Genomic DNA, 23985 nt, shown 5'->3' on the forward strand with positions numbered 1-23985 from the left:
GTCGTGCTGGCGTTCGCCGCCGTGGCGATGATCGTCGCCGGCCTCGTCATCGCGAACACCTTCCAGGTCCTGGTCGCCCAGCGGACCCGGACGCTCGCCCTGCTCCGCTGCGTCGGCGCCGTGCGCTCCCAGGTCCGGGGGTCCGTGCTGCTGGAGGCCGGCCCTGCTGGGGCTGGCGGCCTCGGTCGCGGGCACGCTGCTCGGCACCGGGCTGGTGCAGATCGCCCTGCTGGTGATGCAGAACGCCGACCTGCCGTTCCCGGTCCCGACCGTCGTGCGGCCCACCGTGGCGAGCGTCGTCGCGCCGCTCGCGGTCGGCCTCGTCGTCACCGTCCTCGCCGCGCTGACGCCCGCCCGCGTCGCGACCCGGGTCGCGCCGATCGCCGCGCTGCGCCCGGCCGACGCCCCCGCCGCGGGCAGCCGCGCGGGTCGGTTCCGCCTGGTCGTCAGCCTGGTGCTGGTCGTCGGCGGCGCGCTCCTGCTCGCCGGCGGGGTCGCCCTGTCGCAGCAGATCCTCGTCGCGGCGGTCGGCATCGCGATCCTCGGCGGCGCGGCGTCGTTCGTCGGCCTGCTCGTCGGCGCCGTGTTCTGGATGCCGCGGGTGGTCGCCGCGATCGGCGGCCTCGTCGGCCGGCTCGGGATGCCCGCGCGGCTCGCCGCCGCCAACACCGGCCGCAACCCGGCGCGCACCGCCGCCACCAGCACGGCGCTCCTGATCGGCGTCACGCTCGTCGCGATGATGAGCACCGGCGCCGTCACCGCCCGGGCCACCCTGGACGACGAGCTGGACACCCGGTTCCCCGGTCGACCTCGCGGTGACGTCGCCGTACACCGCCGACGAGGACGGCACCGCGGTGGCCGAGGCGCTCCCTGCGGGCACGGTCGGCGCGCTCGCCGACATCCCCGGCGTCGAGTCCGTGGCCGCCCTCGCCCGGGACAGCGTCGAGCTCGGCGGGTCCGGGAACGTCGTCGACGCCCTCGGGATCACCCCGGAGCAGGCCGCGGACGTGCTCCGCGACGCCGACCTGGTCGACGCGATCGGCGACGGCACCGTCGTCATGCCCCGCGCGCTGGCCGCCAGCAGCGGGATCGAGGACGGCGACACCGTCGCCCTCGCCCGCAGCGAGGGCGACGCGGGGTCCGCCGCGGCGGGCACGGTCGACCTGACCGCCGTGGTCGTGCCGCTGGACGACTGGACCGTGCTGGTCACCCCCCGCCACGCTCGACGCGATCGGCTCCGCCGGCACCGAGAGCACCGCCTGGCTGCGTGTCGCGGAGATCAACGACTCGGGGCGGGTCGTGCAGCAGGTGCAGGACCTGACGGCGGACTCGGCGCTCGACATCACCGGCGCGGCGCTCGAGCGGGCGCTGTACCAGCGGGCGATCGACACCCTGCTCGCGGTCGTGGTCGGGCTGCTCGCGGTGGCGGTGGTGATCGCGCTCATCGGCGTCACCAACACGCTGTCGCTGTCGGTGATCGAGCGGCGCCGCGAGTCGGCGACGCTCCGGGCCCTCGGGCTCACCCGGCGGCAGCTGCGGGCGTCGATGGCCGTCGAGGGCGCGCTGATCGCCGGCGTCGGCGCGGTGGTCGGCGTCGCGCTCGGCCTGGCCTACGGCTGGCTCGGGTCGGCCGCGGTGCTCGCCGGGATCGCCGACCTGCAGCTCCGGGTGCCGTGGGCCGACCTCGGGCTGGTGCTCGGGGTGGCCCTGGTGGCGGGCGTGCTCGCCTCCGCGCTCCCGGGCCGCACGGCGGCCCGGACGCCCCCGGTGGCGGCCCTCGCGGTCGACTGACGGCGCCGGCGACGCGCGCCCGACGGGGACTCCCCGCCGGGCGCGCGCGTGCGTCCGCCTGCGTCGAGATCGGTGCTTCGCGCCGAGATCGGTGCCTGGAACCACCGATCTCGCGCCGAACCACCGATCTCGCGCGGGCGCGCGGGCGCAGGTCAGTCCTCGCGGCCCGCGCCGACCGTGGTCCAGGCGACGACCGTCGGGGTCACCAGCAGGCCGCCGACGACGACCGCCAGCACCAGCACCGCCACCGACCAGACGGCCACCTCGACGCCGAGCCAGCCGACCGCCAGCACGACCAGCAGGATCTGGACCGTCATCACCGGCGCCCTGCCCCAGCGGTGCCCCTGCAGCAGCGCGCGCCCCGCCCCGCCCAGCACCGCCGCGATGCCCGCCGCGAGCAGCACGAGGAACACCACCGGCCCGGGCATCGACGTCCCGCGGACGAGCGCCACGACGAGCGCCCCGGCGATCACCGCCACGGCGAGGGCCTGCAGGAGCACGAGGCCGGCGAGCAGCCGGACGGCGCCCGGGGCGGACGCCCGGGACGGCTGGGGGGTGGCGGATCCGGTCACGCCGCCGACCCTACGCGCGCCGCGGGTGAAAGCGCGGAGACGTCCTCGCTGGTCCCGGCGACGACGTCCCGGAGGCCAGGGACGATGGTCCCGACGACCGGACCGGTTGGCGCCCGGCGACCCGGTGGGAGTACCGTGCGGCCCAGGCGTTCAGGGTGCACACAGATGTGACAGACGCCTCACTCGTCACGCGCAAGAAACCTGCGCGTAACCCCTTGTGCGCCCTCCGGCGGCCATGTGAATCTTGTACTCAGCAGTTCGATTCCCCCGAGCGCCGACGCTCACGCCCCCCGCCTTCTTCCGTGCGTCGGACGTGTGCTCGTGCTCCCATGCCACCCAGCCCCCTGGTCGTGGCATGCCCCTGTGCTGAGGAGTGTTTCGATGGATTGGCGTCACCAGGCAGCGTGTCTGACCGAGGACCCGGAGCTGTTCTTCCCGATCGGCAACACGGGCCCGGCCCTGCTGCAGATCGAGGAGGCCAAGGCCGTGTGCCGCCGGTGCGACGTCGTCGACACCTGCCTGAAGTGGGCGCTGGAGTCCGGCCAGGACGCCGGCGTCTGGGGCGGGCTGTCCGAGGACGAGCGCCGCGCCCTCAAGCGCCGCACCGCCCGGCAGCGCCGCGCGGGCTGACCCGCAGGCAGCACGCCGACGACGCCCGCCGCGCCCCTCCCTCCGGGGCACGGCGGGCGTCGTCGCGTCCGGCCTCACGCGCTCCGCGCCGCCGAGTCTCCACCCCGCGCCTCTGCGCCGGCGCCGACCCACAGACCGCTCGTGCAGACTCGGCGGACGCCCCCGCCGAGTTGGCAACTCTCGGCTGTGCGACGGGCGTCCCGCGCAGCCGAGAGTTGCCATCTCGACGAAGGGCGCGGCGCGGCGCCGCGATGCGAGGGCTCCGCGGCAGGGCTACGCGACCGTGGCCGCCGCGTCGCGGCCCGGGGTGCGCAGCGTCGCGCGCAGCGTGACCTCCGTGCCGCCGCCCTCGCGCGGCGCCCACGCGATCGAGCCGCGCAGCTCGTTGGTCACCAGGGTCGAGACGATCTGGGTGCCGAGGCCCGTCCCGGGGCCCGCGCTGCTGCCGGCGGAGTCGGCCGGGATGCCGGCGCCGTCGTCCGCGACCGTGACCGTGAGGTCGTCCTCGACGCGCTCCGCGTTCACCTCGACCGACCCGTGGTCCCGCCCGGCCAGCCCGTGCTCGACGGCGTTCGTCACCAGCTCGGTCAGCACGAGCGCGAGCGCCGTGGCGTCCTCGGCGGACACCGGCCCGAACGTGCCGCGCACCAGCGTCCGCACCGACGCCCCGGCCGACGCCACGTCGGCGGCGAGCCGCAGCGACCGGCCGACCAGCTCGTCGAACACGACGGTCTCGTCGAGCGTCTGAGACAGCGTCTCGTGCACCAGCGCGATCGTCGCGACCCGGCGCATCGCCTCCTCGAGCGCCGCGCGCGCCTCGGGCACGTTCATCCGCCGGGCCTGCAGCCGCAGCAGGGCGGCCACCGTCTGCAGGTTGTTCTTCACGCGGTGGTGGATCTCGCGGATCGTCGCGTCCTTGGTGATGAGCTCCCGCTCCCGACGACGCAGCTCGGACACGTCCCGGCACAGCAGCACGGCACCGATCCGCTCCCCCTCCTCGGACAGCGGGACCGCGCGCAGGGACAGCGCGACGCCGTGCGCCTCGATGTCGGTGCGCCACGGCGCGCGGCCCATGAGCACCAGCGGCATCGACTCGTCGACCGGCGAGTTCTGCTCGATCAGGTCGGCGACCACCTCGACCAGCGACCGGCCGACCAGGTCGTCCATCGCGCCGAACCGGTGGAAGCAGGACAGGGCGTTGGGGCTGGCGTACAGCACCTCGCCCTCGGAGTTCAGCCGCACGAGGCCGTCGGCGACGCGCGGCGCACCGCGGCGCGGGCCGGTCGCGGCATTGGTCATCGGGAACTCGCCGCGGGCGATCATGCCCATGATGTCGTCCGCGGCCTCGACGTAGTTCAGCTCCAGGCGGCTGGGCGTGCGGGCGCCACCGAGGTTGGTCTGCCGGGCGATCACGGCGATCGCGCGGCCCTCGTGCACGACCGGCACCGCCTCCTCGCGCACCGCGTACGACCCGAACCAGCGCGGCTCGCGGGACCGCTGCGCCCGGACCTCGCTCAGCGAGCGCTCGAGCTGCGGCCGCTGCCCCTCGGGCGCGCGCGAGCCCACGACGTCGTCGTAGTGCACGGTCGCGCCGGTGCTGGGGCGGGCCTGCGCGATGGCCACGAAGTCGCCGTCGTCGGTGGGCAGCCACAGGACGAGGTCGGCGAACGCGAGGTCCGAGATGACCTGCCAGTCGCCGACCAGCAGGTGCAGCCACTCGAGGTCCGCGGCGTCGAGGTGGGCGTGGCGCTGCGCGAGCTCGCTCAGGGTGGACACGGCCCCAGGGTACGGCGCAGGACGCGCCCGGCCCGGGCCCGTCCCACCCCGCGGCACGTGACGCGGCCCACGCCCGTCGCCCGACCGGGGCGCGCGGGCCCGCCCGGGCGGATAATGTCGTCGGACCCGCACTCCCCCGCGGCCGCCCGCGCACCTCGGAAGGACCCGAACGCCCGTGCACCTGCAGGTCACCGTCCCCGTGCCGACCGACCCCCGCACCGCCGGGACGATGCTGGCGGACCCCGTGTACGTCCGCGCGAAGGTCATCGCGAGCGGCGCCGAGGTGCTGCACGTCGACGTGGCCCCCGCCGAGGACGGCGCGCTCACGGTGACGACGCGGCGCGCGCTGCCGACGGACCAGATCCCCGCGAACGTGCGCGCATTCGTCGGCTCGACGCTCGAGGTGCGTCAGGTCGAGGCCTGGGAGCCCGCAGCCGCGGACGGCAGCCGCACCGGGACCGTGGCGGTCGAGATCGCCGGCGCCCCGGTCCGGCTCACCGGGACGGTCGCGCTCGCGGCGGCCGACGGCGGCTCGGCGATCACCTATGACGGCGACCTCAAGGCGAACGTCCCCCTGTTCGGGTCGGCGGTCGAGCAGGCCGCCGCCAAGGCCGTGCGCGGGGCCCTCGAGGCCGAGGCCGGCGTCGCGCGCGAGTGGGTCGCCAGCGCCGACGAGGCGTAACGATTCCGTAACGCGCCCGGCCGCCGTACGCCCCTGACCTGCACGAACACGCTCGTGGGACCGCTTCCACACCCGTTTGCGCGTCGGCTCGCTTGACTTCACCGACTCCCGGACGACAAGGTGCCTGACATGGCGTGAGAGCGCTCCCGCATCAGGTGGTGGGAGCGGTCCCACGACGGGCGCCGGTGCCGGCGACCCGACGGGAGCGGCGACGTCGCCGCGGATGACGAGGGAGTCACAGTGCGCAGGAGCACGCGCAAGACGTGGGTGGCCGTGGCCGGAGCGGCGAGCGTCGCCCTGCTGGCGACGGCGTGCGGCGGCGGGTCGGACGACGCCGCCGGCGACGAGGGCTCGGACGGTCAGATCACCCTGACCATCTCGACCTTCAACCAGTTCGGCTACGAGGACCTCCTCAAGCAGTACGAGGAGGAGAACCCGAACATCAAGATCGAGCACAACAAGTTCGGCAAGTCCGACGACGCCAAGGAGCAGTTCCAGACGGCGCTCGGCGCCGGCTCGGGCCTCGCGGACGTCGTGGGCGTCGAGGTCGACTGGCTGCCGCAGATGATCCAGTACTCGGACCAGTTCACCGACCTGAGCAGCGACTCGGTCGACGGCCGCTGGAACAAGTGGACCACCGACCAGGCCACCACCCCCGGCGGCGAGCTGCTCGGCTACCCGACGGACATCGGCCCGGAGGCCATCGCCTACCGCGCCGACCTGTTCGCCGCCGCCGGCCTCCCGACGGACCGCGAGGCCGTGGCCGAGCTCTTCGGCGGCGACGACGCCACCTGGGACGACTTCTTCGCGGTCGGCGACCAGTTCATGGCCGCGGGCACCGGCCCGGCGTTCTTCGACTCCGCCGACGCGCTGGCCCAGGGCATGATCAACCAGGTCGAGGTGCCTTTCGAGGACCCCGACTCCGGCGAGATCATCGCGCTCGACAACCCCGAGATCCGCGACATCTACGACACGATCCTGTCGCACGAGGACCAGTCCGCCGGCCTCAAGCAGTGGGAGACCGACTGGACCAACGCGTTCCAGAGCAACGGCTTCGCGGTCGCGCTGGCCCCGGCCTGGTTCCTCGGCAACATCGAGGGCAACTCCGCGGGCGTCGAGGGCTGGGACATCGCCAACGTCTTCCCCGGCGGCGGCGGCAACTGGGGCGGCTCGTTCCTCGCCGTCCCGACGATGTCGAAGCACCCGGAGGAGGCCAAGGCGCTCGCCGACTGGCTGACCGCCCCGGAGCAGCAGCTCGCCGCGTTCGCCGTCAACGGCAACTTCCCGAGCCAGATCGAGGCGCAGCAGTCGGACGAGCTCCAGGGCATGACCCGCGAGTTCTTCAACGACGCGCCGACCGGCCAGATCTACACCGACCGGGCCGCGGCCATCTCCGTCGCGCCGTTCAAGGGTGAGAACTACTTCACCATCCGCACCGGCCTGTCGGACGCCTTCAACCGCGTCGACGTCGACAAGTCGATGACCCCCGACGAGTCCTGGAAGGGCTTCGAGGACGCGGTCGCCGCGATCGGCTGACCCCACCGGGCCGGGCCGCCGGGACTCCCCGGCGGCCCGGTCCGTCGCGCGGGCACCGCCCGCGCCCGCACCGCACGACCCCGGCCCGCTCGCACGAAGGATCCCCATGGCCACCCAGACGGCGCCCCCCAGGGGCGCGGCACCGCGCAGCGACGACGACCGCGCGCCCCGGAAGATCGGCTTCAAGCAGACGCTGGGCCGCTGGGACGTGAAGGTCTCGCCCTACCTCTACATCTCGCCGTTCTTCCTGCTGTTCGCGGTGGTCGGCCTGTTCCCGCTGCTCTACACCGGCTGGGTCTCCCTGCACGAGTGGAGCCTGATCGGCGGCCAGGGCGACTTCGTCGGCCTCGACAACTTCACCTTCGTGCTCGGCCAGACGTTCTTCTGGAACTCGCTGCGCAACACCTTCAGCATCTTCCTGCTGTCCACGGTGCCCCAGGTGATCGCCGCCCTCGTCATCGCCGCGATGCTGGACGCGAACCTCCGCGCGAAGACGTTCTGGCGGATGGGCGTGCTGCTCCCCTACGTCGTCGCCCCGGTCGCCGTCGGCCTGGTGTTCTCGCAGATGTTCGCCGACGGCTCGGGCATGATCAACTCCCTGCTCGGCCAGATCGGCATCGACCCGATCGGCTGGCACAAGGACGCGTTCGCCTCGCACATCGCCATCGCGTCGATGGTGAACTTCCGCTGGACCGGCTACAACGCGCTGATCCTCCTGGCCGCGATGCAGGCCATCCCCCGCGACATGTACGAGGCCGCGACGCTCGACGGCGCGAACCGCATCCGGCAGTTCTTCTCCATCACCGTGCCGATGGTCCGCCCGACGATGATCTTCGTGATCCTCACGTCGACCATCGGCGGCCTGCAGATCTTCGACGAGCCGCGCATGTACGACGCGACCGGCCTCGGCGGGTCGAACGGCCAGTGGAAGACCGTGACGCTCTACCTGTACGAGCTGGGCTGGAACAAGCAGCAGCTCGGCCGGGCCGCGGCGGTCGCCTGGCTGCTGTTCCTGATCATCATCATCTTCGCGCTGCTCAACAACTTCCTGACCCGGCGCATCGCCTCCGCGGACGACATGAGCCGCACCGCGAAGGCCGCCCGCAGGCAGAGCCGCCGCGCCTCGCGCGACCTCGCCCGCCGGGTCAAGCAGACGTCCGACGCCGCGGTCCCCGCGGCCGCACCGATCGAGGTGGACCCCCGATGAGCGCCCCGTCCGTCCCCGTCATCGCGCAGACCGCCGGCAAGGGCGCGGCCCGCGCGGCGCAGCGCAAGCGCAACAAGACCAACGGCGGCGCCGACCGCCGGCCGGGCTGGGTCACCTACGTCGTCCTCGGCGCGTTCCTGCTGATCTCCGCCTACCCGCTCTACTACACCTTCCTGCTGTCGTCCTCGACGTCGGCGGACGTGGCGCAGAACCCGGTGCCCTCGCTCATCCCGGGCGGCGAGTTCTTCACCAACCTGCAGCGCGTCTTCGACGCCGACATCGACCTGGTGAAGGCGACCGGCAACTCGCTGGTCGTCGCCGTGATCACCAGCCTGTCCGTGGTGTTCTTCTCGACGCTCGCGGGCTACTCGTTCTCCAAGCTCCGGTTCCGCGGCCGCGGCCCGCTGCTGGTGTTCGTCATCGCGACGATGGCCGTGCCGACCCAGCTCGGCGTCGTCCCGCTCTACATCGTCATGCGCGAGCTCGGCCTGACGGGCAACCTGCTCGCGGTGATCCTGCCGGCGATGGTGACCGCGTTCGGCGTGTTCTGGATGACCCAGTACCTCGACTCCGCGCTCCCCTACGAGCTCATCGAGGCCGCCCGCGTCGACGGCGCGTCCATGTTCCGCACGTTCTGGTCGGTGGCCCTGCCCGCGGCCCGGCCGGCGGCGGCGATGCTGGCGCTGTTCACCTTCATCACGTCGTGGACGAACTTCTTCTGGCCGTCCATCGTGCTCGGCAACCAGAACCCGACCCTGCCCGTGGCGCTCAAGCTGCTGCAGGCCGGCTTCTTCCAGGACCTCCCGCTGATCATGGCCGGTGTCGTCCTGTCGATCATCCCGCTGCTCCTGCTGTTCGTCGTCGCCGGCCGCCAGCTGGTCGCGGGGATCATGGCCGGGGCCGTCAAGGGCTGACCGCTACGCTTCGCGCGGGGCCCGTCCGCGGGCCCCGTGCAGGGGCGCGCGCCCGCCGGTGCCCCGCGCACGGGCACCACCCGACCGTCACGAGGGGGGCGATCCACCGTGATCGACCAGTCCGCCATCCCGTCGGCCACCCACCCGGCACCGACCCTCGAGCAGGTCGCGCTGCGCGCGGGCGTCTCCCGGTCCACCGCCTCGCGCGCCATCAACGGCGGCGACCGGGTGTCGCCCGAGGCCATGGAGTCCGTCGCCGCGGCGGTCGCCGACCTGGGCTACACGCCGAACCGCGCCGCACGGTCGCTCGTCACCCGGCGCACCGACTCGGTCGCGCTGGTCGTGCCCGAGCCGGACGAGCGCGTGCTGTCCGACCCGTTCTTCGCCGGCGTGCTCAACGGGGTCTCCACCCCGCTCGCGCTGGCCGACCTGCAGCTGCTGCTCGTCATCGCGCGCCCGGGCGAGTCCGAGCGGACCGCGCGGTACCTGCGCGCCGGGCACGTCGACGGCGCCATCGTGGTCTCGCACCACCGGGACGACGCCATCGACCGCGCGCTGCAGGCCTCCCGGCTGCCGACCGTGTTCATCGGCCGGCCGCTCGTCGGCGGCGAGGCCGCGGCCGTCGTCGACACCGACAACCTGCGCGGCGGGCGGATCGCGACCGAGCACCTCGTCCGGCTGGGGCGACGCCGGATCGCGACCATCGCCGGCCCCGCCGACATGTCCGCGGGCATCGACCGTCTCGCCGGGTGGCGGGCGGCGCTCTCCGACGCCGGCCTGCCGGACGACGCGGTGGTCCACGGCGACTTCACCGTCGACGGCGGCTCCGCGGCGGCGCGCGAGCTGCTCGAGCGGTTCCCCGACCTCGACGGCATCTTCATCGCCTCGGACCTCATGGCGGCGGGCGCGCTGCCCGAGCTGGCCGAGGCCGGGCGGGCCGTGCCGGGCGACGTGGCGGTGGTCGGCTACGACAACTCGGGCCTGGCGACGACCACGAAGCCGAACCTCACGACCGTGACGCAGCCGGTGATCGCGATGGCGAGGGCGGCCGGCGAGGAGCTCGTGGCGCAGCTCCAGGGCCGGCACGCCCGCACGGAGGCCCAGGTGTTCGAGCCGGAGCTGGTGGTGCGCGGCTCGGCCTGAGCCCGCGGCCGCCGTCGGGCGTCGGCCCAGCGATGCCCGCCCCCGGCGGCTCGCCCGCCGCGGGGCTCGAGCGCCGAGCGAGTAGTCGACACGTCGAGCGAGCAGTCACCTACTACTCGCTCGACGTGTCCCGTGCTCACTCGACGACGCGCTCGCAGGCGGGCCGCAGCCCGGCGCGTCCGGCGCGGGCCGCCCGCGCGCCCCGCCTGTCAGCGCGTCAGGTCGACGTGGCCGAAGCGGTGGCGGGTGCGGGACACCGCCTGCTCGCGCACGACCGTCATCAGCTCCCGGCGCCCGCTCGCCACGACGGGCGCGTCCAGCACCGTCACCTCGCCCGTGCGCGTGACCGCTGCCGCGCGCAGGCCCGGCGCCGAGCCGACGACGCGCACCCGGCCCGTGACCTCGCCCGCCGCGACCCGCAGCGCGAACGCGTCGTCCGCCTCCTCCGCGGCCCGGCTCACCGTCACCGGCACGCCCGCGGTCCGCGCCGCCGACAGCACGCGCAGCACGTCCCGCTCGCGCCCGTCGGCCCCGACGCGCACGGTCAGGTGCGGCACGGGGCGGTGCCGGAGCGCGTTCTCCTCGGAGGCCAGGCCGGACGGGTCGTGCGCGGTGCCGAGCTCGTCGGCCCAGACCCGCGCGTCGTCGGCGTGCGCCCACGCCAGCCAGGCCTCGGCGTCGAGCGCCGCGACCTCCGGGGCGTCGGACCACGCGCCGAGCTGCGCGACGTAGGACGGGCCGCCGGCCTTCGCCCCGGGGCCGACGACCGAGGCCTTCCAGCCGCCGAAGGGCTGCCGCTGCACGATCGCGCCGGTGATGTGCCGGTTCACGTACGCGTTGCCGACCTCGACGCGGTCGAGCCAGTGCGCGATCTCGGCCTCGTCCAGCGAGTGCAGGCCGCCGGTGAGGCCGAGCGCGACGGCGTTCTGCACCGCGATCGCCTCGTCGAGGGTGTCGACCCGGATCACGCCGAGCACCGGGCCGAAGCACTCCGTGAGGTGGAACCAGGACCCGGGGCGCACGCCGTGCTTGACGCCGGGCGTCCACAGCCGGCCCTCCTCGTCGAGCCGCCGCGGCTGCACGAGCCACGACTCGCCCTCGTCGAGCGTGGTCAGCGCCCGGAGCAGCTTGCCCGACGCGGGCTCGACCAGCGGGCCCATCGTGGTGCCGAGGTCGTCGGACCAGCCGACGCGCAGCGACGACACCGAGTCGGCGAGCTGCCGGCGCAGCCGGTCGGACGTGCCGGCCGAGCCGACGAGGATCGCCAGCGACGCGGCCGAGCACTTCTGCCCGGCGTGCCCGAACGCCGACCGCACCAGGTCCGCCACCGCGAGGTCCACGTCGGCCGACGGCGTGATGATCAGGGCGTTCTTCCCGGAGGTCTCCGCGAGCACGTCCAGGTCGGGCCGCCAGCCGGCGAACAGCTGCGCCGTCTCCAGCGACCCGGTCAGCACGACCCGCGCGACGTCCGGGTGCGTGACCAGCCGGCGGCCGACCTCACCCTCGGGCGACAGCACGACCTGCAGCGCGGCCTCCTCGACCCCGGACGCGTCGAGCGCCCGCTGGATCGCCGCGCCGGCCACCCGCACGCACCGCGGGGTCTGCGGCGCAGGCTTGATCAGCACCGGCGACCCGGCCGCGAGCGCCGCCAGCATCGAGCCGACCGGGATGGCGACCGGGAAGTTCCACGGCGGGGTGACGACGGTGACGCCGCGCGGCCGGAACACGGCACCCGGGACGCGCCCGTCCGTGAGCTCCTCCGCGCGGTCCGCGTAGTACCGGGCGAAGTCGACGGCCTCGCTGACCTCGGGGTCGGCCTCGGCGACGGTCTTGCCGCCCTCGTGCACCATCGTCGCGACCAGGTCGCCGCGGGCGGCCTCGAGCTCGTCGGCGGCGCGGCGCAGCACGGCGGCGCGCTCGGCGGGGGTGCGCGCGGACCACGCGGGGGCGGCGGCGACGGCGCGGGCGACGACCGCGTCCACCTCGGCCTCCGTCCCGACCTCGACGGCGCCGGCCGGGGGCTCGACGTCCGCCGCGACCAGGCGGGCCGCCCAGTCCCGGGACTCGGCGACGGCGGGGTCGGTGTCGGCGGCGTTCCGGAAGGAGCCCGGCTGCGGCGACGGTGCCCCGGGGTCGCGCGGCAGCCGGCGGCGCTCGACCGGCACCCGGTCCGCGCCCGCCACCGACGCGAGGAACGCGTCCTCCTGGGAGCCGATCCCCTCGTCCGGCCCGTCCCCGCCGGCGAACAGCGCGTGCAGGAAGTTCTGGTGCGCGGCGTTCTCCTCCAGCCGGCGCACGAGGTAGGAGATCGCGACGTCGAAGTCCTGCCTCGCGACGACCGGCGTGTAGAGCAGCACCTGCCCGACCTCGCGCTGCACCGCGCGGGCCTGCGCCGGGGCCATCCCCTGCAGCATCTCGATGTCGAGGGCCTCGGACACCCCGCGGTGCGCGGCGAGCAGGTGGGCGTAGGCGACGTGGAACAGGTTGTGGCTGGCGACGCCGACGCGCAGCGCGGAGGTCCGCGTCGGGTCGAGCGCGCGCCGGACCAGCCGGACGTAGTGCGCGTCGACGTCGGGCTTGCCGGCGTACGGCGCCTGCGCCCAGCCGTGCAGCTCGGCCTCGACCTGCTCCATCGCGAGGTTGGCGCCCTTGACCAGCCGCACCTTGAGCCGCGCGCCGCCCGCCTCGACCCGGCGCCGGGCGATCGCGGTGATCTCCTCGAGCGCGTCGGAGGTGTCGGGCAGGTAGGCCTGCAGCACGATGCCCATCTCGGCGCCGAGCACGTCGGGGTCGTTCACCAGCTCGTCGAACACCCGCACCGTCAGGGCGAGGTCGCGGTACTCCTCCATGTCGAGGTTGAGGAACGTGCCGCTCGCGGCGGCGGCCCGGTACAGCGGGCGCAGCCGGTCGACGACCCGCCGCACGCTGCCCTCGGTGTCCCAGGTCGACAGCTGGCTGGCGACGGCCGAGACCTTGATCGACACGTAGTCGACGTCCGGGCGGGCGGCCAGCTCGGCGACCCGGTGCAGCCGGCGGTTCGCCTCGTCCTCGCCGAGCACCGCCTCGCCGAGCAGGTTGAGGTTGAGCCGGAAGCCCTCCCTCCGGGCACGCGCCAGGTGCGGGCCGAGCCCCGGGCCGGCGTCGGCGACCAGGTGGCCGACGAGCTGGCGCAGGCGGATCCGCGCCGCGGGCACGACGGCGGACGGCAGCAGCGGGGCCACCTTCGCGCCGACGCCGAGCAGCGCCCGGTCCACTCCGCCGAGGAACGCCGCGGCGTCGGCGGCGCGGCCCCCGAGGTCGGCGAGCTCGGCCGCGGCGACCCGGGCGTCCTCCGGCCGGGCGACCCGGTCGACGAACCGCACCGCGAGCTCCAGGCCGGCGGGGTCGGCGACCAGGGCGGCGAGCCGGCCGGTCGCGCGGCGCTCCGCGGGCGTCTCGTCGGCGGCGGTCGCGTCCATCCAGCGGTGCGCGAGGTCCACCGCGTCCCGGGTCAGGTGCTCGGGGGCGGGCGTCGCGGCGTCGGCGGCGGCGGCCGGGTCCTGGGTCGTCGTCATGGCGGGATCCTTCCCGAGCGCCCCGCGCCCCGTCTTGCACGGATCGCCCGGGCCACCGGGCCCGATCCGTGACACGTGCCCGTCACGCGCAGCACCTACGCTGCCCCCGACATGGAACGCCGTCCACCCCACCTCGCCGCGTCCCCCGCCGCGCCCGCCGCCGACGCCCCCGCGCGCGCCCTGCTCCGCGCCCTCACCCCCGCCCTGCTGCGGCTGTGCGACGACCTGACCGGCACGATGTTCTGCGCCAAGGACGTGACCGGCCGGTACGTGGTGGTCAACGACGCGTTCGTCCGCCGCACCCCGGAGCGGTCGCGCCGGACCGTCGTCGGCCGCACCGCCGCCGAGCTGTTCCTCGCGCACCTCGCCGAGCGGTACGACGCCCAGGACCGCGACGTGCTGGCGACCGGCCGGGCGCTGCACCGGGAGCTCGAGCTGATCCGCCGCCCCGGCGGCCCGCCCGGCTGGTACCTCACGTCCAAGGAGCCGGTGCGCGACGACGCCGGCGCGGTGGTGGGGCTGGTGAGCATCTCGCAGGCGCTGCGCGCGGGCGACGCCGACGCGGCGACCGTCGAGGCCCTGTCCCGGGTGGCGGCGTTCGTGCAGGCGCGGCTCGCGGACCCGCCGACGGTGGCGGAGCTCGCCGAGGCGGCGGGCTGCTCGGCGTCGACGCTCGACCGCCGGGTGCGCCGGGTGTACGCGCTGTCCCCGCAGCAGTACGTGCTGCGGGCGCGGGTCGACCACGCCGCCGCGCTGCTCGGCGGGTCGGACCTGCCGCTCGCCGAGGTGGCAGCGGCCGCCGGGTTCTACGACCAGGCGTCGTTCACCCGCACGTTCGGCCGGCTGACCGGCGAGACGCCCGCCCAGTTCCGCCGGGCGGTGGCCCCGCTGGTCCCACCGCTGGTCCCGCCGCTGCCGTGGCCTCGGGCCGCGGGCTGAGCCACGATGGACGCATGACACCCGCTCCGCAGATCCCCACCGTCACGCTGAAGGGCGGCGCGATGCCGCTGCTCGGCCTCGGCACCTGGCAGTCCGAGGGCGGCGACGCCGAGCGCGCCGTGGTCGCCGCGCTCGAGCTCGGCTACACGCACGTCGACACCGCCACCGGCTACGGGAACGAGGCCGAGGTCGGCCGCGCGCTGTCGCTCGTCGACGTCGACCGGGACGCCGTGTTCGTCACCACCAAGCTGCCGCCGGACCACGCCGGGCGCGAGCGCCGGACACTGCACGAGTCGCTGGCCGCCCTCGGCACCGACCACCTCGACCTCTGGCTGGTCCACTGGCCGCCGAACAAGCAGGCGACGCCGGCCACCTGGGAGCAGTTCATCGCCGCGCGCGACGAGGGCCTGGTGCGCTCGATCGGCGTGTCCAACTACTCGATCGCGCAGATCGACGAGCTGATCGCCGCCACCGGCGAGGCCCCCGCGGTGAACCAGATCCCGTGGAGCCCGGGCGACTTCGACGCCGACCTGCTGGCGGCGCACGCCGAGCGCGGCGTCGTCGTCGAGGGGTACAGCCCGTTCAAGCGCACCGACCTGGACGACCCGGTGCTCACCGCGATCGCCGAGGCGCACGGCGTGAGCACCCGCCAGGTCGTGCTGCGCTGGCACGTCGACCACGGGATCGTCGTCATCCCGAAGTCGACCAACAAGGACCGCATCGCGCACAACCTCGAGGCGCTGCAGTTCACGCTGTCCGCCGACGAGCTGGCGCAGATCGACGGCCTGGGCGGCAAGTGACGGAGCCCGACGCGACGCGCGACCCCGGGACGCCCACCGGGGGCTCGCCGTCCGTCCCCCCGCCCGCGACGCGCCGCGAGGCCCGGGCGCGGGCGGCGGGAGGACCGGGCGACACCCCCGACCCGCACGCCGTGGTCACCACCGGCCCCTCCCCGGCCCGCCGCTACGGGCGCGGCAGGGCCGTGGTCGCCGCCGCGACAAGCGCCGTGCTGGTCGCCGGCGTCGCGATCGCCGGGGTGCAGCTGCACCAGGCCCGCGAGCGCGCCGCGGAGGCCGAGCAGCGCGCCGAGGCGATCGGCCTGACCGCCGAGCTGTCCGCCGCCGAGGACGACTTCCTCTCCGAGCAGCGCCGCACCGCCGAGTCCGAGGCGTCCCGCCGATCGACCGAGGCCGCCGCCCGGGTCGCCCGCGAGCAGGCCGAGGCCGAGGAGGCCGCGCGCGTCGCCGCCGAGCAGGCCGCAGCGGAGGCCGCCGCCGCGGACGCCGCCCGTGCCGCGCAGGAGCAGGCCGACGCCGACGCCGCGGCCGCCGCGCGGGCGGGCGCGGGATCCGGCTCCGGCGGGGCCCCCGCGGGCGCGCCGAGCAACCCCGGCATCGCGGGCTGGGTCGACGGCCGGCCGGTCGACGCCCAGGGCGACGTGCTGTGGGTGACGTCGGTGCCCACCGCCGACGGCGACGGCTCGAACGGCCACATGCCCGCCTCGCAGATGTGCCAGGTGCCCTGGGGCACCGACCAGCTGGGGTTCGCCCAGTACCTGCGCTGCGACGCCGCCGACGCCCTCACCGCGCTGAACGAGGCGTTCCGGGCCCGGTTCGGCGCGTCGATCGACCTGGACCTCACCTACCGGTCGTACGACGACCAGGTGGCGATGAAGGCGGCGTTCGGCGGGCTCGCCGCGGCGCCCGGCACGTCGTCGCACGGCCTCGGCACCGCGCTGGACGTGCAGGAGTGGGTCGGGACGTACGGGTTCGGCACCGCCCGGTACGACTGGCTGGTCGCGAACGGGCCGACCTACGGCTGGTACGCCCCGGCCCGCGTCCGGCAGGGCCAGCCCTACGCCGAGTACTGGCACTTCGAGTACGGCCCCGGCCGCACCTCCTGACCTCGAGGGCGCCCGACCGGTCCCCACCCGGCTCCTGTGGCACAGTGACGAGGTACCCCGGCCGCCGCCGACGGGGGCGGCGACGAGGCCGCGCCCGGACGGCCGGGCGTGATGCCCAGGAGGCCTCTGCATGACCGCGACCGCTCCGACCGGGACGTCCCCGTCGCCCACCCCCGCGACTCCCGCCCCGCGCACCTCCTCCCCCCTGACGACGGCGCTCGCCCAGCTGTCGTCGGCCGTCGACCTGCTCGGGTACGACGACGGCCTGCACCAGATGCTCGCCACCCCGCGCCGCGAGCTGCACGTCGCCGTGCCCCTGCGCCGGGACGACGGCCGGATCGAGCTGCTGTCCGGCTACCGGGTGCAGCACAACATCTCCCGCGGCCCCGGCAAGGGCGGCCTGCGCTACGCGCCGGGCGTCGACATCGACGAGGTCCGGGCTCTGGCGATGTGGATGACCTGGAAGTGCGCGGTCGTCGAGCTGCCGTACGGCGGCGCCAAGGGCGGCGTGGCCATCGACCCGCGCGGCTACTCCCCCGCCGAGCTCGAGCGCGTGACCCGGCGGTACACCTCCGAGGTGATGCCGATCATCGGCCCGGAGCGGGACATCATGGCGCCCGACGTCGGCACGACCGAGCAGACGATGAGCTGGGTGATGGACACGTACTCGGTGAACTCCGGGTACACGATCCCGGCCGTCGTCACCGGCAAGCCGCTCGCCGTCGGCGGGTCGCTCGGCCGGGCGACCGCCACCTCCCGCGGCGTCGTGCACGCGACCGCCGCCGCGCTGGCCGACGCCGGGACGGAGCTGTCCGAGGTGACGGCCGCGGTGCAGGGCTTCGGCAAGGTCGGCTCGCACGCGGCGCGGTTCCTCGCGGAGGGCGGTGCGCGCGTCGTCGCCGTCAGCGACCAGTACGGCGGCGTGCACCACCCGGGGGGCCTGGACGTGGCCGCGCTGCACACCCACGTCGCCGAGACCGGGTCGGTGGTCGACTTCCCCGGCGCGGACCCGCTGACCAACGCGGAGCTGCTGGCGCTCGACGTCGACGTGCTGATCCCCGCCGCGACCGAGGACGTGCTGGACGAGGACGCCGCCGCGGCGGTCAAGGCCCGCTGGGTGGTGGAGGGCGCGAACGGCCCGACGACCAGCGCGGGCGACCGGGTGCTCGCCGACCGCGGGATCACCGTCGTCCCGGACATCCTCGCGAACGCCGGCGGCGTGGTGGTGGTGTCGTACTTCGAGTGGGTGCAGGCGCAGCAGGCGTACTGGTGGACCGAGCGCGAGATCGAGGACCGGCTGGAGCAGCGGATGCGCTCCGCCTACGCCGCCGTGGCGCAGCGGGCCCGGGCCGACGGCATCACGCTGCGGGACGCCGCGCTGGTGATCGGGGTGCGGCGGGTGGCCGAGGCGCACCAGCTCCGGGGGCTGTACCCCTGACCGGCGCCGCGGCGGGGCGTGTGACGCGGGACGCGGCCGGCCCCGGGAAGTCCCCGGGCGCCGGCCGCGTTGCGCCTGAGGTGAGCACCCCCGACGCCGCCCGCGCGCACCAGCCCGTCGTCCGCCCCGAGGTCCCCCTGTCCGTGCTGGACCTGTCCCCCGTCGGGACGGGCGCCACCAGCGCCGACGCGCTCGCCGACTCCACCACGCTCGCCCGGCGCGCGCCGACGCCCTGGGCTACCGCCGGTTCTGGGTCGCCGAGCACCACAGCATGCCCGCGGTCGCGTCGACCTCCCCCGGCGTGCTGCTCGCGCACCTCGCCGCGTCGACCGAGCGGATCCGGGTCGGCTCCGGCGGCGTCATGCTGCCGAACCACCCGCCGCTGGTGATCGCCGAGCAGTTCGCGATGCTGGAGGCGCTGCACCCGGGCCGGGTCGACCTGGGCATCGGCCGCGCGCCGGGCGCCGACCCGATGACCGCCGCCGCGCTGCGCCGCACCGTCGAGGGCCTGGGCGCCGAGGACTTCCCGGCCGAGCTGCTCGACGTGCTGCACCTGCTGGGCCAGCTGCCCGCCGGCCGCGCCGCGTCCGCCGTCGCGCAGCGGCTGCGCGCCACCCCGGTGCCGGCCGGCACGCCCGAGGTGTGGCTGCTGGGGCTCGTCGACGTTCAGCGCGCAGCTCGCCGGCGAGCTCGGCCTGCCGTTCTCGTACGCGCACCACTTCGGCACCGGCATCACGACCACGGCCGCCGAGGTCTACCGGTCGGCGTTCCGCCCGTCCGCGGTGCTGGACGCCCCGCACCTCATGGTGTCGGCGTCGGTGATCGTGGCCGAGTCGGAGGAGCGGGCGCAGTGGCTCGCCGGGCCGTCGAAGGTCATGGCGCTGCGGCTGCGGAGCCGGGGCGCGCTCGCGCCGATCGAGACGCCGGAGGACGCCGAGAAGCTGCTCGCGGACCTCGACCCGGTGCAGGCGGCGGAGTTCTTCGCGAAGGTGGCCGGCACGCAGATCGCGACCACGGCGGAGCCTGCCGCCGCCGCCCTGCGCGAGCTCGTGGAGCGCACCGGCGCGGACGAGCTGATCGTCACGGCGACCACCCACGCGGTCGAGGACCGCATCGCGACCCTGGAGGCCCTGGCCGCCGCCTGGTGACACCGCCGGAGCGCCGAGCCAGTCGCCCGCCGCCGCCGGCCCGCGGCCGTCGCCCGCGCGCTCTACGCCTTCCGGTCCCGCCCCCTCCGATCGGAGGCGGCAGGGCCGGAGAGCGTAGGCCGCGCGCAGAGGCGGCCCGGGTGGCCGGACGCCGAGCGCGGCCATCCGCGGCGAGCGCGGTGGCTCGAGCTGCCGCGCTGGGCGGGAGCTGGCGCGCTCGCCGGGAGGTACCGCGCTCGGCGGGCCGCGGCGCGCGGTGGCAGGATCGATGCCATGGACGAGGTCGTCGGGCGCACGTGGCGGTTCACCGAGGTCGCGGGCGTGCCGCTCGACGACGGTCCGGAGCGCGCGCACCCGGCGCTGACGTTCTCCGGGGACGGCCAGGTCTACGGCACCGGCGGGGTGAACCGGCTGCGCGGCACCTGGTCCTTCGCCCCGGACGGTGGCGACGCGGACCCGGGCGGCCCCGCGGCCGACCCGGGCCGGCCCGCGCCGGCCGACGCCGCGCCCGGCACCCGCACCGGCACGCTGACGTTCGGCCCCGTGGTGACCACGCTCATGGCCGGCACGCCCGAGCACATGGCCCGGGAGCGGGCGGTGCTCGACCTGCTGGCCCACCCCGTGCGCGCGGCCGTGGCCGACGGCGCGCTGGTGCTCGTCGACGGCGAGGGGCGGGTCAGCCGCCTGCTGCCCGCCCCCGCCGAGGACTCCGTCTAGTCGACGCGCCCGGTCAGGCGCGCGGCTGCCGCTCCGCCCAGTCCGCGAGCTCGACGCGCGGGCCGGTGTAGAACGGCACCTCCTCGCGCACGTGCCGGCGGGCGCCGGTGGCGCGCAGGTCGCGCATGAGGTCGACGATGCGGTGCAGCTCGTCCGCCTCGAACCCGAGGATCCACTCGTAGTCGCCGAGCGCGAACGACGACAGCGTGTTGGCGCGGACGTCGGCGTAGTCCCGGGCGGCGTGGCCGTGCTCCCGGAGCAGCTCGCGGCGCTCCTCGTCGGACAGCAGGTACCACTCGTAGGACCGGACGAACGGGTACACGCACAGGTAGTCGCGCGGCTCCTCGCCGGCCAGGAACGCCGGGACGTGGCCGCGGTTGAACTCGGCCGGGCGGTGCATCGCCGCGACGGACCACACGGGCAGCAGGTGCGCGCCGAGCTCGCTGGCACGGAGCCGGTGGAACGCCTCCTGCACGGCCTCGATCGTCGGGGCCCACCACCAGACCATGAGGTCCGCGTCGGCGCGCAGGCCGGCGACGTCGTACCAGCCGCGGACGACCAGGCCCTCGGGGGCGTCGGGGCCGGTCAGCGCGGCGAGCGCGTCCTCGACGTAGCGTTTCCGCTCGACACCGTCGGCCGGCAGCGGCTCCGTGGTCTCGAACACCGCGTACATCGCGTACCGGATCGAGGCGTTGATCTCGTCGGCGGTCTCGGGGCTGTGCCCGCCGACCGGCGGCGTCGTGGTGCTCATCGTGCTGCTGCTCCCTCGCTGGTGTCGTCCGCTCGCTGCTGGTTGATCGTGGGCAGGCCCGTGTCGACGCCGGCGCGCTGGAAGCAGCAGCCGACGGCGCACCGGTCGGGCCAGGCGCCGAGCACGCCGACGGTCGCCCGGTCGGGGTCCTCGCCGCGCTCGGCGGCGGCGCGCTCGAGCATCAGGTCGACCAGACCGGCGACGAACGGGGCCCGGGTGGACGCCGAGCCCGCGCGGACGGCGGTGACGCCGAGGTCCTTCGCGGTGGCCATCGCCTCGGTGTCGAGGTCGTAGGCGACCTCCATGTGGTCGGACACGAAGCCGATCGGCGACATGACGACCGCGGTGGTGCCGGCCTCCGCCCGCTCGGCGAGCACGTCGTTGATGTCGGGCTCGAGCCACGGCTGCGACGGCGGGCCGGAGCGCGAGCAGAACGCCAGGCTCCAGTCCGGCGAGACCCCGAGCTCGGCGGCGACCAGCTGCACCACCTCGCGGCAGGCGTCCTGGTGCTGGGCCTGGTACCCGGGGCGGGCGGCGGCGGAGCCGGCCTCCATCGCGAGCGGGATCGAGTGCGTGACGAACAGCAGCGGCGCCTCGGCCGCCACCTCGGCGACCGGCCGGCCGACCTGCGCGGCGAGCTCGGTGAACGCCTCGACCACGGCGTCGGCGTTGGCGCGCACGAAGCCCGGGTGGTTGAAGTAGTGCCGCAGCTTGTCGACCTGGACGCCCGCGGCGGCCTCGGCGTCGGAGCAGCCGTCCGCCTCCCCCGCCACGCCCGCGAGCGCCGCGGCGACGTGCTCACGGTACTGCCGGCAGCCGGAGTAGGACCCGTAGGCGCTGGTGACGACCGCGAGCACGCGGGACGTGCCGCGCTCGCGCAGGTCCGCCAGGGCGCCGTCGGTGTAGGGCTCCCAGTTGCGGTTGCCCCACGCGAGCGGGGTGTCGATGCCGCGCGCGTCGAGCTCGGCGCGCAGGGCGGCGAGCAGCTCGCGGTTCTGGTCGTTGATCGGGCTGCGGCCGCCGAACAGCGCGTAGTGCTGGCTGACCTCGACCAGGCGCTCCTCGGGGATGCCCTTGCCGCGGGTCACGTTGCGCATGAACGGCAGGACGTCCTCGGGCTTCTCCGGGCCGCCGAACGAGAGGAGGAGGAGGGCGTCGTACGGTGCGAGCGACGACGCCGTCACGGTGGGGGAAGACACCGCCTCATCATCCCATCGGCCCCCGCACCCGCCCGCCGGGAGGCCGACCACTCAGGCGTGATCTTGATACGACGGGGCGTCAGATCGCGGGGCTGCGCGGGCGGCGCGCACCGGCGGCGGGCGCGGGCGTCACCCCTTGACCGCCCCACCCAGCCCCGCGCCCCGCAGGAACAGCCGCTGGAACACCAGGAACAGCAGCACCGGGATCAGCGTCGAGATCGCCAGCGCCGCCATCAGCACCCCGAGGTCGGTGGTGGCCTGGAGCGACGGCAGCCGCACGGACAGCGGCTGGATGTCCGGGTCCCGCAGCACCAGCAGCGGCCACAGGAAGTCCTTCCACGACGCGATGATCGCGAACACCGACACCACGCCGAGGACCGGCCGGCTCATCGGCAGCACGATCGACCAGAACAGCCGGAACGGCCCGGCCCCGTCGACCCGCGCGGCCTCGAACACCTCCCGGGGCAGGCTGTCGAAGAACCGCTGCATCAGCAGCACGTTGAACGCGCTCGCCCCGGCCGGCAGCCAGACCGCCCAGTACGAGTTCATCAGCGACCGGCCGAGCAGGGGCGGGTCGAGGATCACCAGGTACAGCGGCACCAGCAGCACGACGGCCGGCACGAACAACGTCGCCAGCACCGCCGCCTGCACGACCTTCGCGTACCGCGGCCGGAGCACCGACAGCAGGTAGCCGCCGGTCGTCGCGACCAGGACCTGGCTGGCCCACGCCCCCGCGGCGAGCACCACCGTGTTGAGGAAGTACCGGCTCACCTGCACGTCGTTCCACGCGGCCGACAGGTTGTCCCAGGCGACGCCGTTCGGGAACACGGCCAGCGGGGTGCGCAGGATGTCCTGCGTCGGGGTGACCGCGAACTTCGCGAGCAGCACCAGCGGGCCCAGGCCGCACAGGACCAGCAGCGCGAGCAGCACGCCGTGGGACAGCCGCATCGACCGGCGGACCAGCGGGCGGCGCCAGTCGGCGGGCGACAGGGCGCCGCGGTCGGCCTCGTCGGGGCGTGGCCCGGAGCGGCGGCCGAGGCGCGGTCCGCGGCGGGGCTTGCCCGGGACCGCCGGGGCGGCGGCCGCCCCGGCGGCGACCTCCGCCGCGGCCACCTCGGCCGTCGTCGCGGGACCGGCGGGACTCGTCGACGTCGTCATGTCTGGCTCCAGGACCGGGTGAGGCGGAAGTACACGACGGACAGCACGGCCAGCACCGCGGCGAGCATGAGGCTCAGCGCGGTCGCCGCCCCGTAGTCGCCGCCGAGGCTCTGCCCGAACGCGTACCGGTAGACGAGCAGCAGCACCGTGATCGTCGCGTTCGCCGGCCCGCCGTCGGTGAACAGGTACGGCTCCAGGAAGACCTGCGCGGTCCCGATGATCTGCAGGATGAACGTGATGAGCAGGACGCCGCGCAGCTGCGGCATCGTCACGTGCCAGATCTTGCGCCACACCGACGCCCCGTCGACCTCGGCGGCGTCGTACAGCTCCCCCGGCACCGACGTGAGCGCGGCCAGGTAGATGATGATCGTCCCGCCGGCCGCGGCCCAGGTCGCCTCCAGCACCAGCGACGGCATCGCCCAGTCCGCGTCCTGCAGCCAGGGCACCGGCCCGGCCCCGACCCAGCCGAGCATGGTGTTGAACACGCCCTCGGGCCGCGCGTCGAAGAAGAACTTCCACAGCAGCACGGCGACGACCGGCGGCACCACCACGGGCAGGTACGCCAGCGCGCTGTACAGGCCCTTGGCCCGCCGCACCTCGCTCATCAGCACCGCGGCCAGCAGCGGCACGGGGTAGCCGAAGAGCAGGGCCAGCGCCGCGAACCACAGCGTGTTGCCGACCGCAGTGGCCAGCAGCGGGTCGGCGAGCACCGTCCTGAAGTTGTCCAGGCCGACCCAGGTGGTCGTGACCAGGTTGGTCTCCTGGAGGCTCATCACCACGGCCCTGCCGACCGGCAGCCAGGAGAACAGCCCGAACACCACCAGCAGCGGCAGCGCGAAGACGAGCGTGCTCAGCCCGCCGCGGCGGACCCAGGTGAGGGGGGTCCGCCGCGGCGAGGTGGCACGGGCCTCGTGGGTCAGGGCCACG

Annotated in this window: 21 protein-coding genes and 2 pseudogenes; 16 read left to right on the forward strand and 7 right to left on the reverse strand. The window is 75.3% G+C overall.

Features of this window, described 5'->3' with window-relative positions:
* Nucleotides 1-27 precede the first annotated feature (27 nt).
* The 3 genes and pseudogenes from FKM96_RS22095 to FKM96_RS03880 all read left to right on the forward strand — a co-directional run.
* Nucleotides 28-120, forward strand: a pseudogene (locus FKM96_RS22095) (hypothetical protein); the annotation flags it as partial.
* A 94-nt stretch (nt 121-214) separates the two neighbouring features.
* A complete protein-coding gene (locus tag FKM96_RS03875) occupies nt 215-1321 on the forward strand; it encodes a hypothetical protein (protein ID WP_147794123.1) in 1107 nt (368 codons plus the stop codon).
* Nucleotides 1300-1791, forward strand: a complete 492-nt coding sequence (locus FKM96_RS03880; protein ID WP_246855190.1) for an ABC transporter permease — start codon at nt 1300-1302, stop codon at nt 1789-1791. Before FKM96_RS03875 ends, FKM96_RS03880 begins: the two co-directional genes overlap by 22 nt.
* Before the next feature lie 152 nt (nt 1792-1943).
* On the opposite strand, the gene FKM96_RS03885 is transcribed toward FKM96_RS03880, so the two are convergent.
* Nucleotides 1944-2363, reverse strand: coding sequence for a hypothetical protein (locus FKM96_RS03885; RefSeq protein ID WP_246855191.1), 420 nt, complete (start codon nt 2361-2363; stop codon nt 1944-1946).
* Between the two features lie 381 nt (nt 2364-2744).
* Between FKM96_RS03885 and FKM96_RS03890 the strand changes: the two genes are divergently transcribed.
* Entirely contained in the window at nt 2745-2993 is a 249-nt protein-coding gene (locus FKM96_RS03890) for a WhiB family transcriptional regulator (protein ID WP_147794125.1), read from the forward strand.
* Nucleotides 2994-3266: 273 nt separating this feature from the next.
* Here FKM96_RS03890 and FKM96_RS03895 read toward each other — a convergent pair whose 3' ends face one another.
* Nucleotides 3267-4769: a sensor histidine kinase gene (locus tag FKM96_RS03895; protein ID WP_147794126.1), complete on the reverse strand. Its 1503-nt coding sequence runs from the start codon at nt 4767-4769 to the stop codon at nt 3267-3269.
* 175 nt (nt 4770-4944) lie between these two features.
* On the opposite strand from FKM96_RS03895, the gene FKM96_RS03900 reads away from it, so the two are divergent.
* From FKM96_RS03900 to FKM96_RS03920, 5 genes are all read left to right on the forward strand, one after another.
* Entirely contained in the window at nt 4945-5451 is a 507-nt protein-coding gene (locus FKM96_RS03900) for a DUF2505 domain-containing protein (protein ID WP_147794127.1), read from the forward strand.
* A gap of 240 nt (nt 5452-5691) precedes the next feature.
* Nucleotides 5692-6987: an ABC transporter substrate-binding protein gene (locus FKM96_RS03905; protein WP_147794128.1), complete on the forward strand. Its 1296-nt coding sequence runs from the start codon at nt 5692-5694 to the stop codon at nt 6985-6987.
* Nucleotides 6988-7093: 106 nt separating this feature from the next.
* A complete protein-coding gene (locus FKM96_RS03910) occupies nt 7094-8194 on the forward strand; it encodes a carbohydrate ABC transporter permease (protein ID WP_210417362.1) in 1101 nt (366 codons plus the stop codon).
* A complete protein-coding gene (locus FKM96_RS03915) occupies nt 8191-9108 on the forward strand; it encodes a carbohydrate ABC transporter permease (protein WP_147794129.1) in 918 nt (305 codons plus the stop codon). The genes FKM96_RS03910 and FKM96_RS03915 overlap by 4 nt, the downstream gene beginning before the upstream one ends.
* 108 nt (nt 9109-9216) lie before the next feature.
* A complete protein-coding gene (locus tag FKM96_RS03920; RefSeq protein WP_147794130.1) occupies nt 9217-10251 on the forward strand; it encodes a LacI family DNA-binding transcriptional regulator in 1035 nt (344 codons plus the stop codon).
* 209 nt (nt 10252-10460) lie between these two features.
* On the opposite strand, the gene FKM96_RS03925 is transcribed toward FKM96_RS03920, so the two are convergent.
* Entirely contained in the window at nt 10461-13805 is a 3345-nt protein-coding gene (locus FKM96_RS03925) for a proline dehydrogenase family protein (protein WP_147794131.1), read from the reverse strand.
* Nucleotides 13806-13916: 111 nt separating this feature from the next.
* Between FKM96_RS03925 and FKM96_RS03930 the strand changes: the two genes are divergently transcribed.
* From FKM96_RS03930 to FKM96_RS03955, 7 genes and pseudogenes are all read left to right on the forward strand, one after another.
* Nucleotides 13917-14744: a helix-turn-helix domain-containing protein gene (locus FKM96_RS03930; protein WP_147794132.1), complete on the forward strand. Its 828-nt coding sequence runs from the start codon at nt 13917-13919 to the stop codon at nt 14742-14744.
* 14 nt (nt 14745-14758) lie between these two features.
* Nucleotides 14759-15544 (forward strand): aldo/keto reductase, encoded by a 786-nt coding sequence (locus FKM96_RS03935; protein ID WP_147794133.1) that lies wholly within the window; start codon nt 14759-14761, stop codon nt 15542-15544.
* Nucleotides 15541-16647, forward strand: a complete 1107-nt coding sequence (locus FKM96_RS03940) for a D-alanyl-D-alanine carboxypeptidase family protein (RefSeq protein WP_147794134.1) — start codon at nt 15541-15543, stop codon at nt 16645-16647. The genes FKM96_RS03935 and FKM96_RS03940 overlap by 4 nt, the downstream gene beginning before the upstream one ends.
* 130 nt (nt 16648-16777) lie before the next feature.
* Entirely contained in the window at nt 16778-18085 is a 1308-nt protein-coding gene (locus FKM96_RS03945; protein ID WP_147794135.1) for a Glu/Leu/Phe/Val dehydrogenase, read from the forward strand.
* Nucleotides 18086-18356: 271 nt separating this feature from the next.
* Nucleotides 18357-18686 (forward strand): annotated as a pseudogene (locus tag FKM96_RS21290) (LLM class flavin-dependent oxidoreductase); the annotation flags it as partial.
* Nucleotides 18687-18867: 181 nt separating this feature from the next.
* Entirely contained in the window at nt 18868-19233 is a 366-nt protein-coding gene (locus tag FKM96_RS21295) for a hypothetical protein (RefSeq protein WP_246855192.1), read from the forward strand.
* A 273-nt stretch (nt 19234-19506) separates the two neighbouring features.
* Nucleotides 19507-19950, forward strand: a complete 444-nt coding sequence (locus tag FKM96_RS03955) for an META domain-containing protein (protein ID WP_147794136.1) — start codon at nt 19507-19509, stop codon at nt 19948-19950.
* A 13-nt stretch (nt 19951-19963) separates the two neighbouring features.
* Here FKM96_RS03955 and hemQ read toward each other — a convergent pair whose 3' ends face one another.
* From hemQ to FKM96_RS03975, 4 genes are all read right to left on the reverse strand, one after another.
* Nucleotides 19964-20701, reverse strand: coding sequence for a hydrogen peroxide-dependent heme synthase (hemQ, locus tag FKM96_RS03960; protein ID WP_147794137.1), 738 nt, complete (start codon nt 20699-20701; stop codon nt 19964-19966).
* Complete coding sequence (locus FKM96_RS03965; RefSeq protein WP_147794138.1) at nt 20698-21900, reverse strand: ferrochelatase; 1203 nt, start codon at nt 21898-21900, stop codon at nt 20698-20700. Before FKM96_RS03965 ends, hemQ begins: the two co-directional genes overlap by 4 nt.
* A 129-nt stretch (nt 21901-22029) precedes the next feature.
* The gene (locus FKM96_RS03970; protein WP_147794139.1) at nt 22030-23058 is read right to left on the reverse strand and encodes a carbohydrate ABC transporter permease; all 1029 of its coding nucleotides are present in this window, start codon (nt 23056-23058) and stop codon (nt 22030-22032) included.
* The gene (locus tag FKM96_RS03975) at nt 23055-23984 is read right to left on the reverse strand and encodes a carbohydrate ABC transporter permease (RefSeq protein ID WP_210417363.1); all 930 of its coding nucleotides are present in this window, start codon (nt 23982-23984) and stop codon (nt 23055-23057) included. Before FKM96_RS03975 ends, FKM96_RS03970 begins: the two co-directional genes overlap by 4 nt.
* Between the last annotated feature and the right edge of the window lies 1 nt (nt 23985).

It is taken from the genome of Cellulomonas sp. Y8 (assembly GCF_008033115.1).
Taxonomy (GTDB): domain Bacteria; phylum Actinomycetota; class Actinomycetes; order Actinomycetales; family Cellulomonadaceae; genus Cellulomonas.

Bases quoted from the DNA above. Each gene is read 5' to 3' on its own strand.
- FKM96_RS03935 (WP_147794133.1), top strand. From the start codon at position 14,759: ATGACACCCGCTCCGCAGATCCCCACCGTCACGCTGAAGGGCGGCGCG.
- FKM96_RS03890 (WP_147794125.1), top strand. From the start codon at position 2,745: ATGGATTGGCGTCACCAGGCAGCGTGTCTGACCGAGGACCCGGAGCTG.
- FKM96_RS03970 (WP_147794139.1), bottom strand. From the start codon at position 23,058: ATGACGACGTCGACGAGTCCCGCCGGTCCCGCGACGACGGCCGAGGTG.
- FKM96_RS03910 (WP_210417362.1), top strand. From the start codon at position 7,094: ATGGCCACCCAGACGGCGCCCCCCAGGGGCGCGGCACCGCGCAGCGAC.
- FKM96_RS03930 (WP_147794132.1), top strand. From the start codon at position 13,917: ATGGAACGCCGTCCACCCCACCTCGCCGCGTCCCCCGCCGCGCCCGCC.
- FKM96_RS03955 (WP_147794136.1), top strand. From the start codon at position 19,507: ATGGACGAGGTCGTCGGGCGCACGTGGCGGTTCACCGAGGTCGCGGGC.
- FKM96_RS03925 (WP_147794131.1), bottom strand. From the start codon at position 13,805: ATGACGACGACCCAGGACCCGGCCGCCGCCGCCGACGCCGCGACGCCC.
- hemQ (WP_147794137.1), bottom strand. From the start codon at position 20,701: ATGAGCACCACGACGCCGCCGGTCGGCGGGCACAGCCCCGAGACCGCC.
- FKM96_RS03915 (WP_147794129.1), top strand. From the start codon at position 8,191: ATGAGCGCCCCGTCCGTCCCCGTCATCGCGCAGACCGCCGGCAAGGGC.
- FKM96_RS03945 (WP_147794135.1), top strand. From the start codon at position 16,778: ATGACCGCGACCGCTCCGACCGGGACGTCCCCGTCGCCCACCCCCGCG.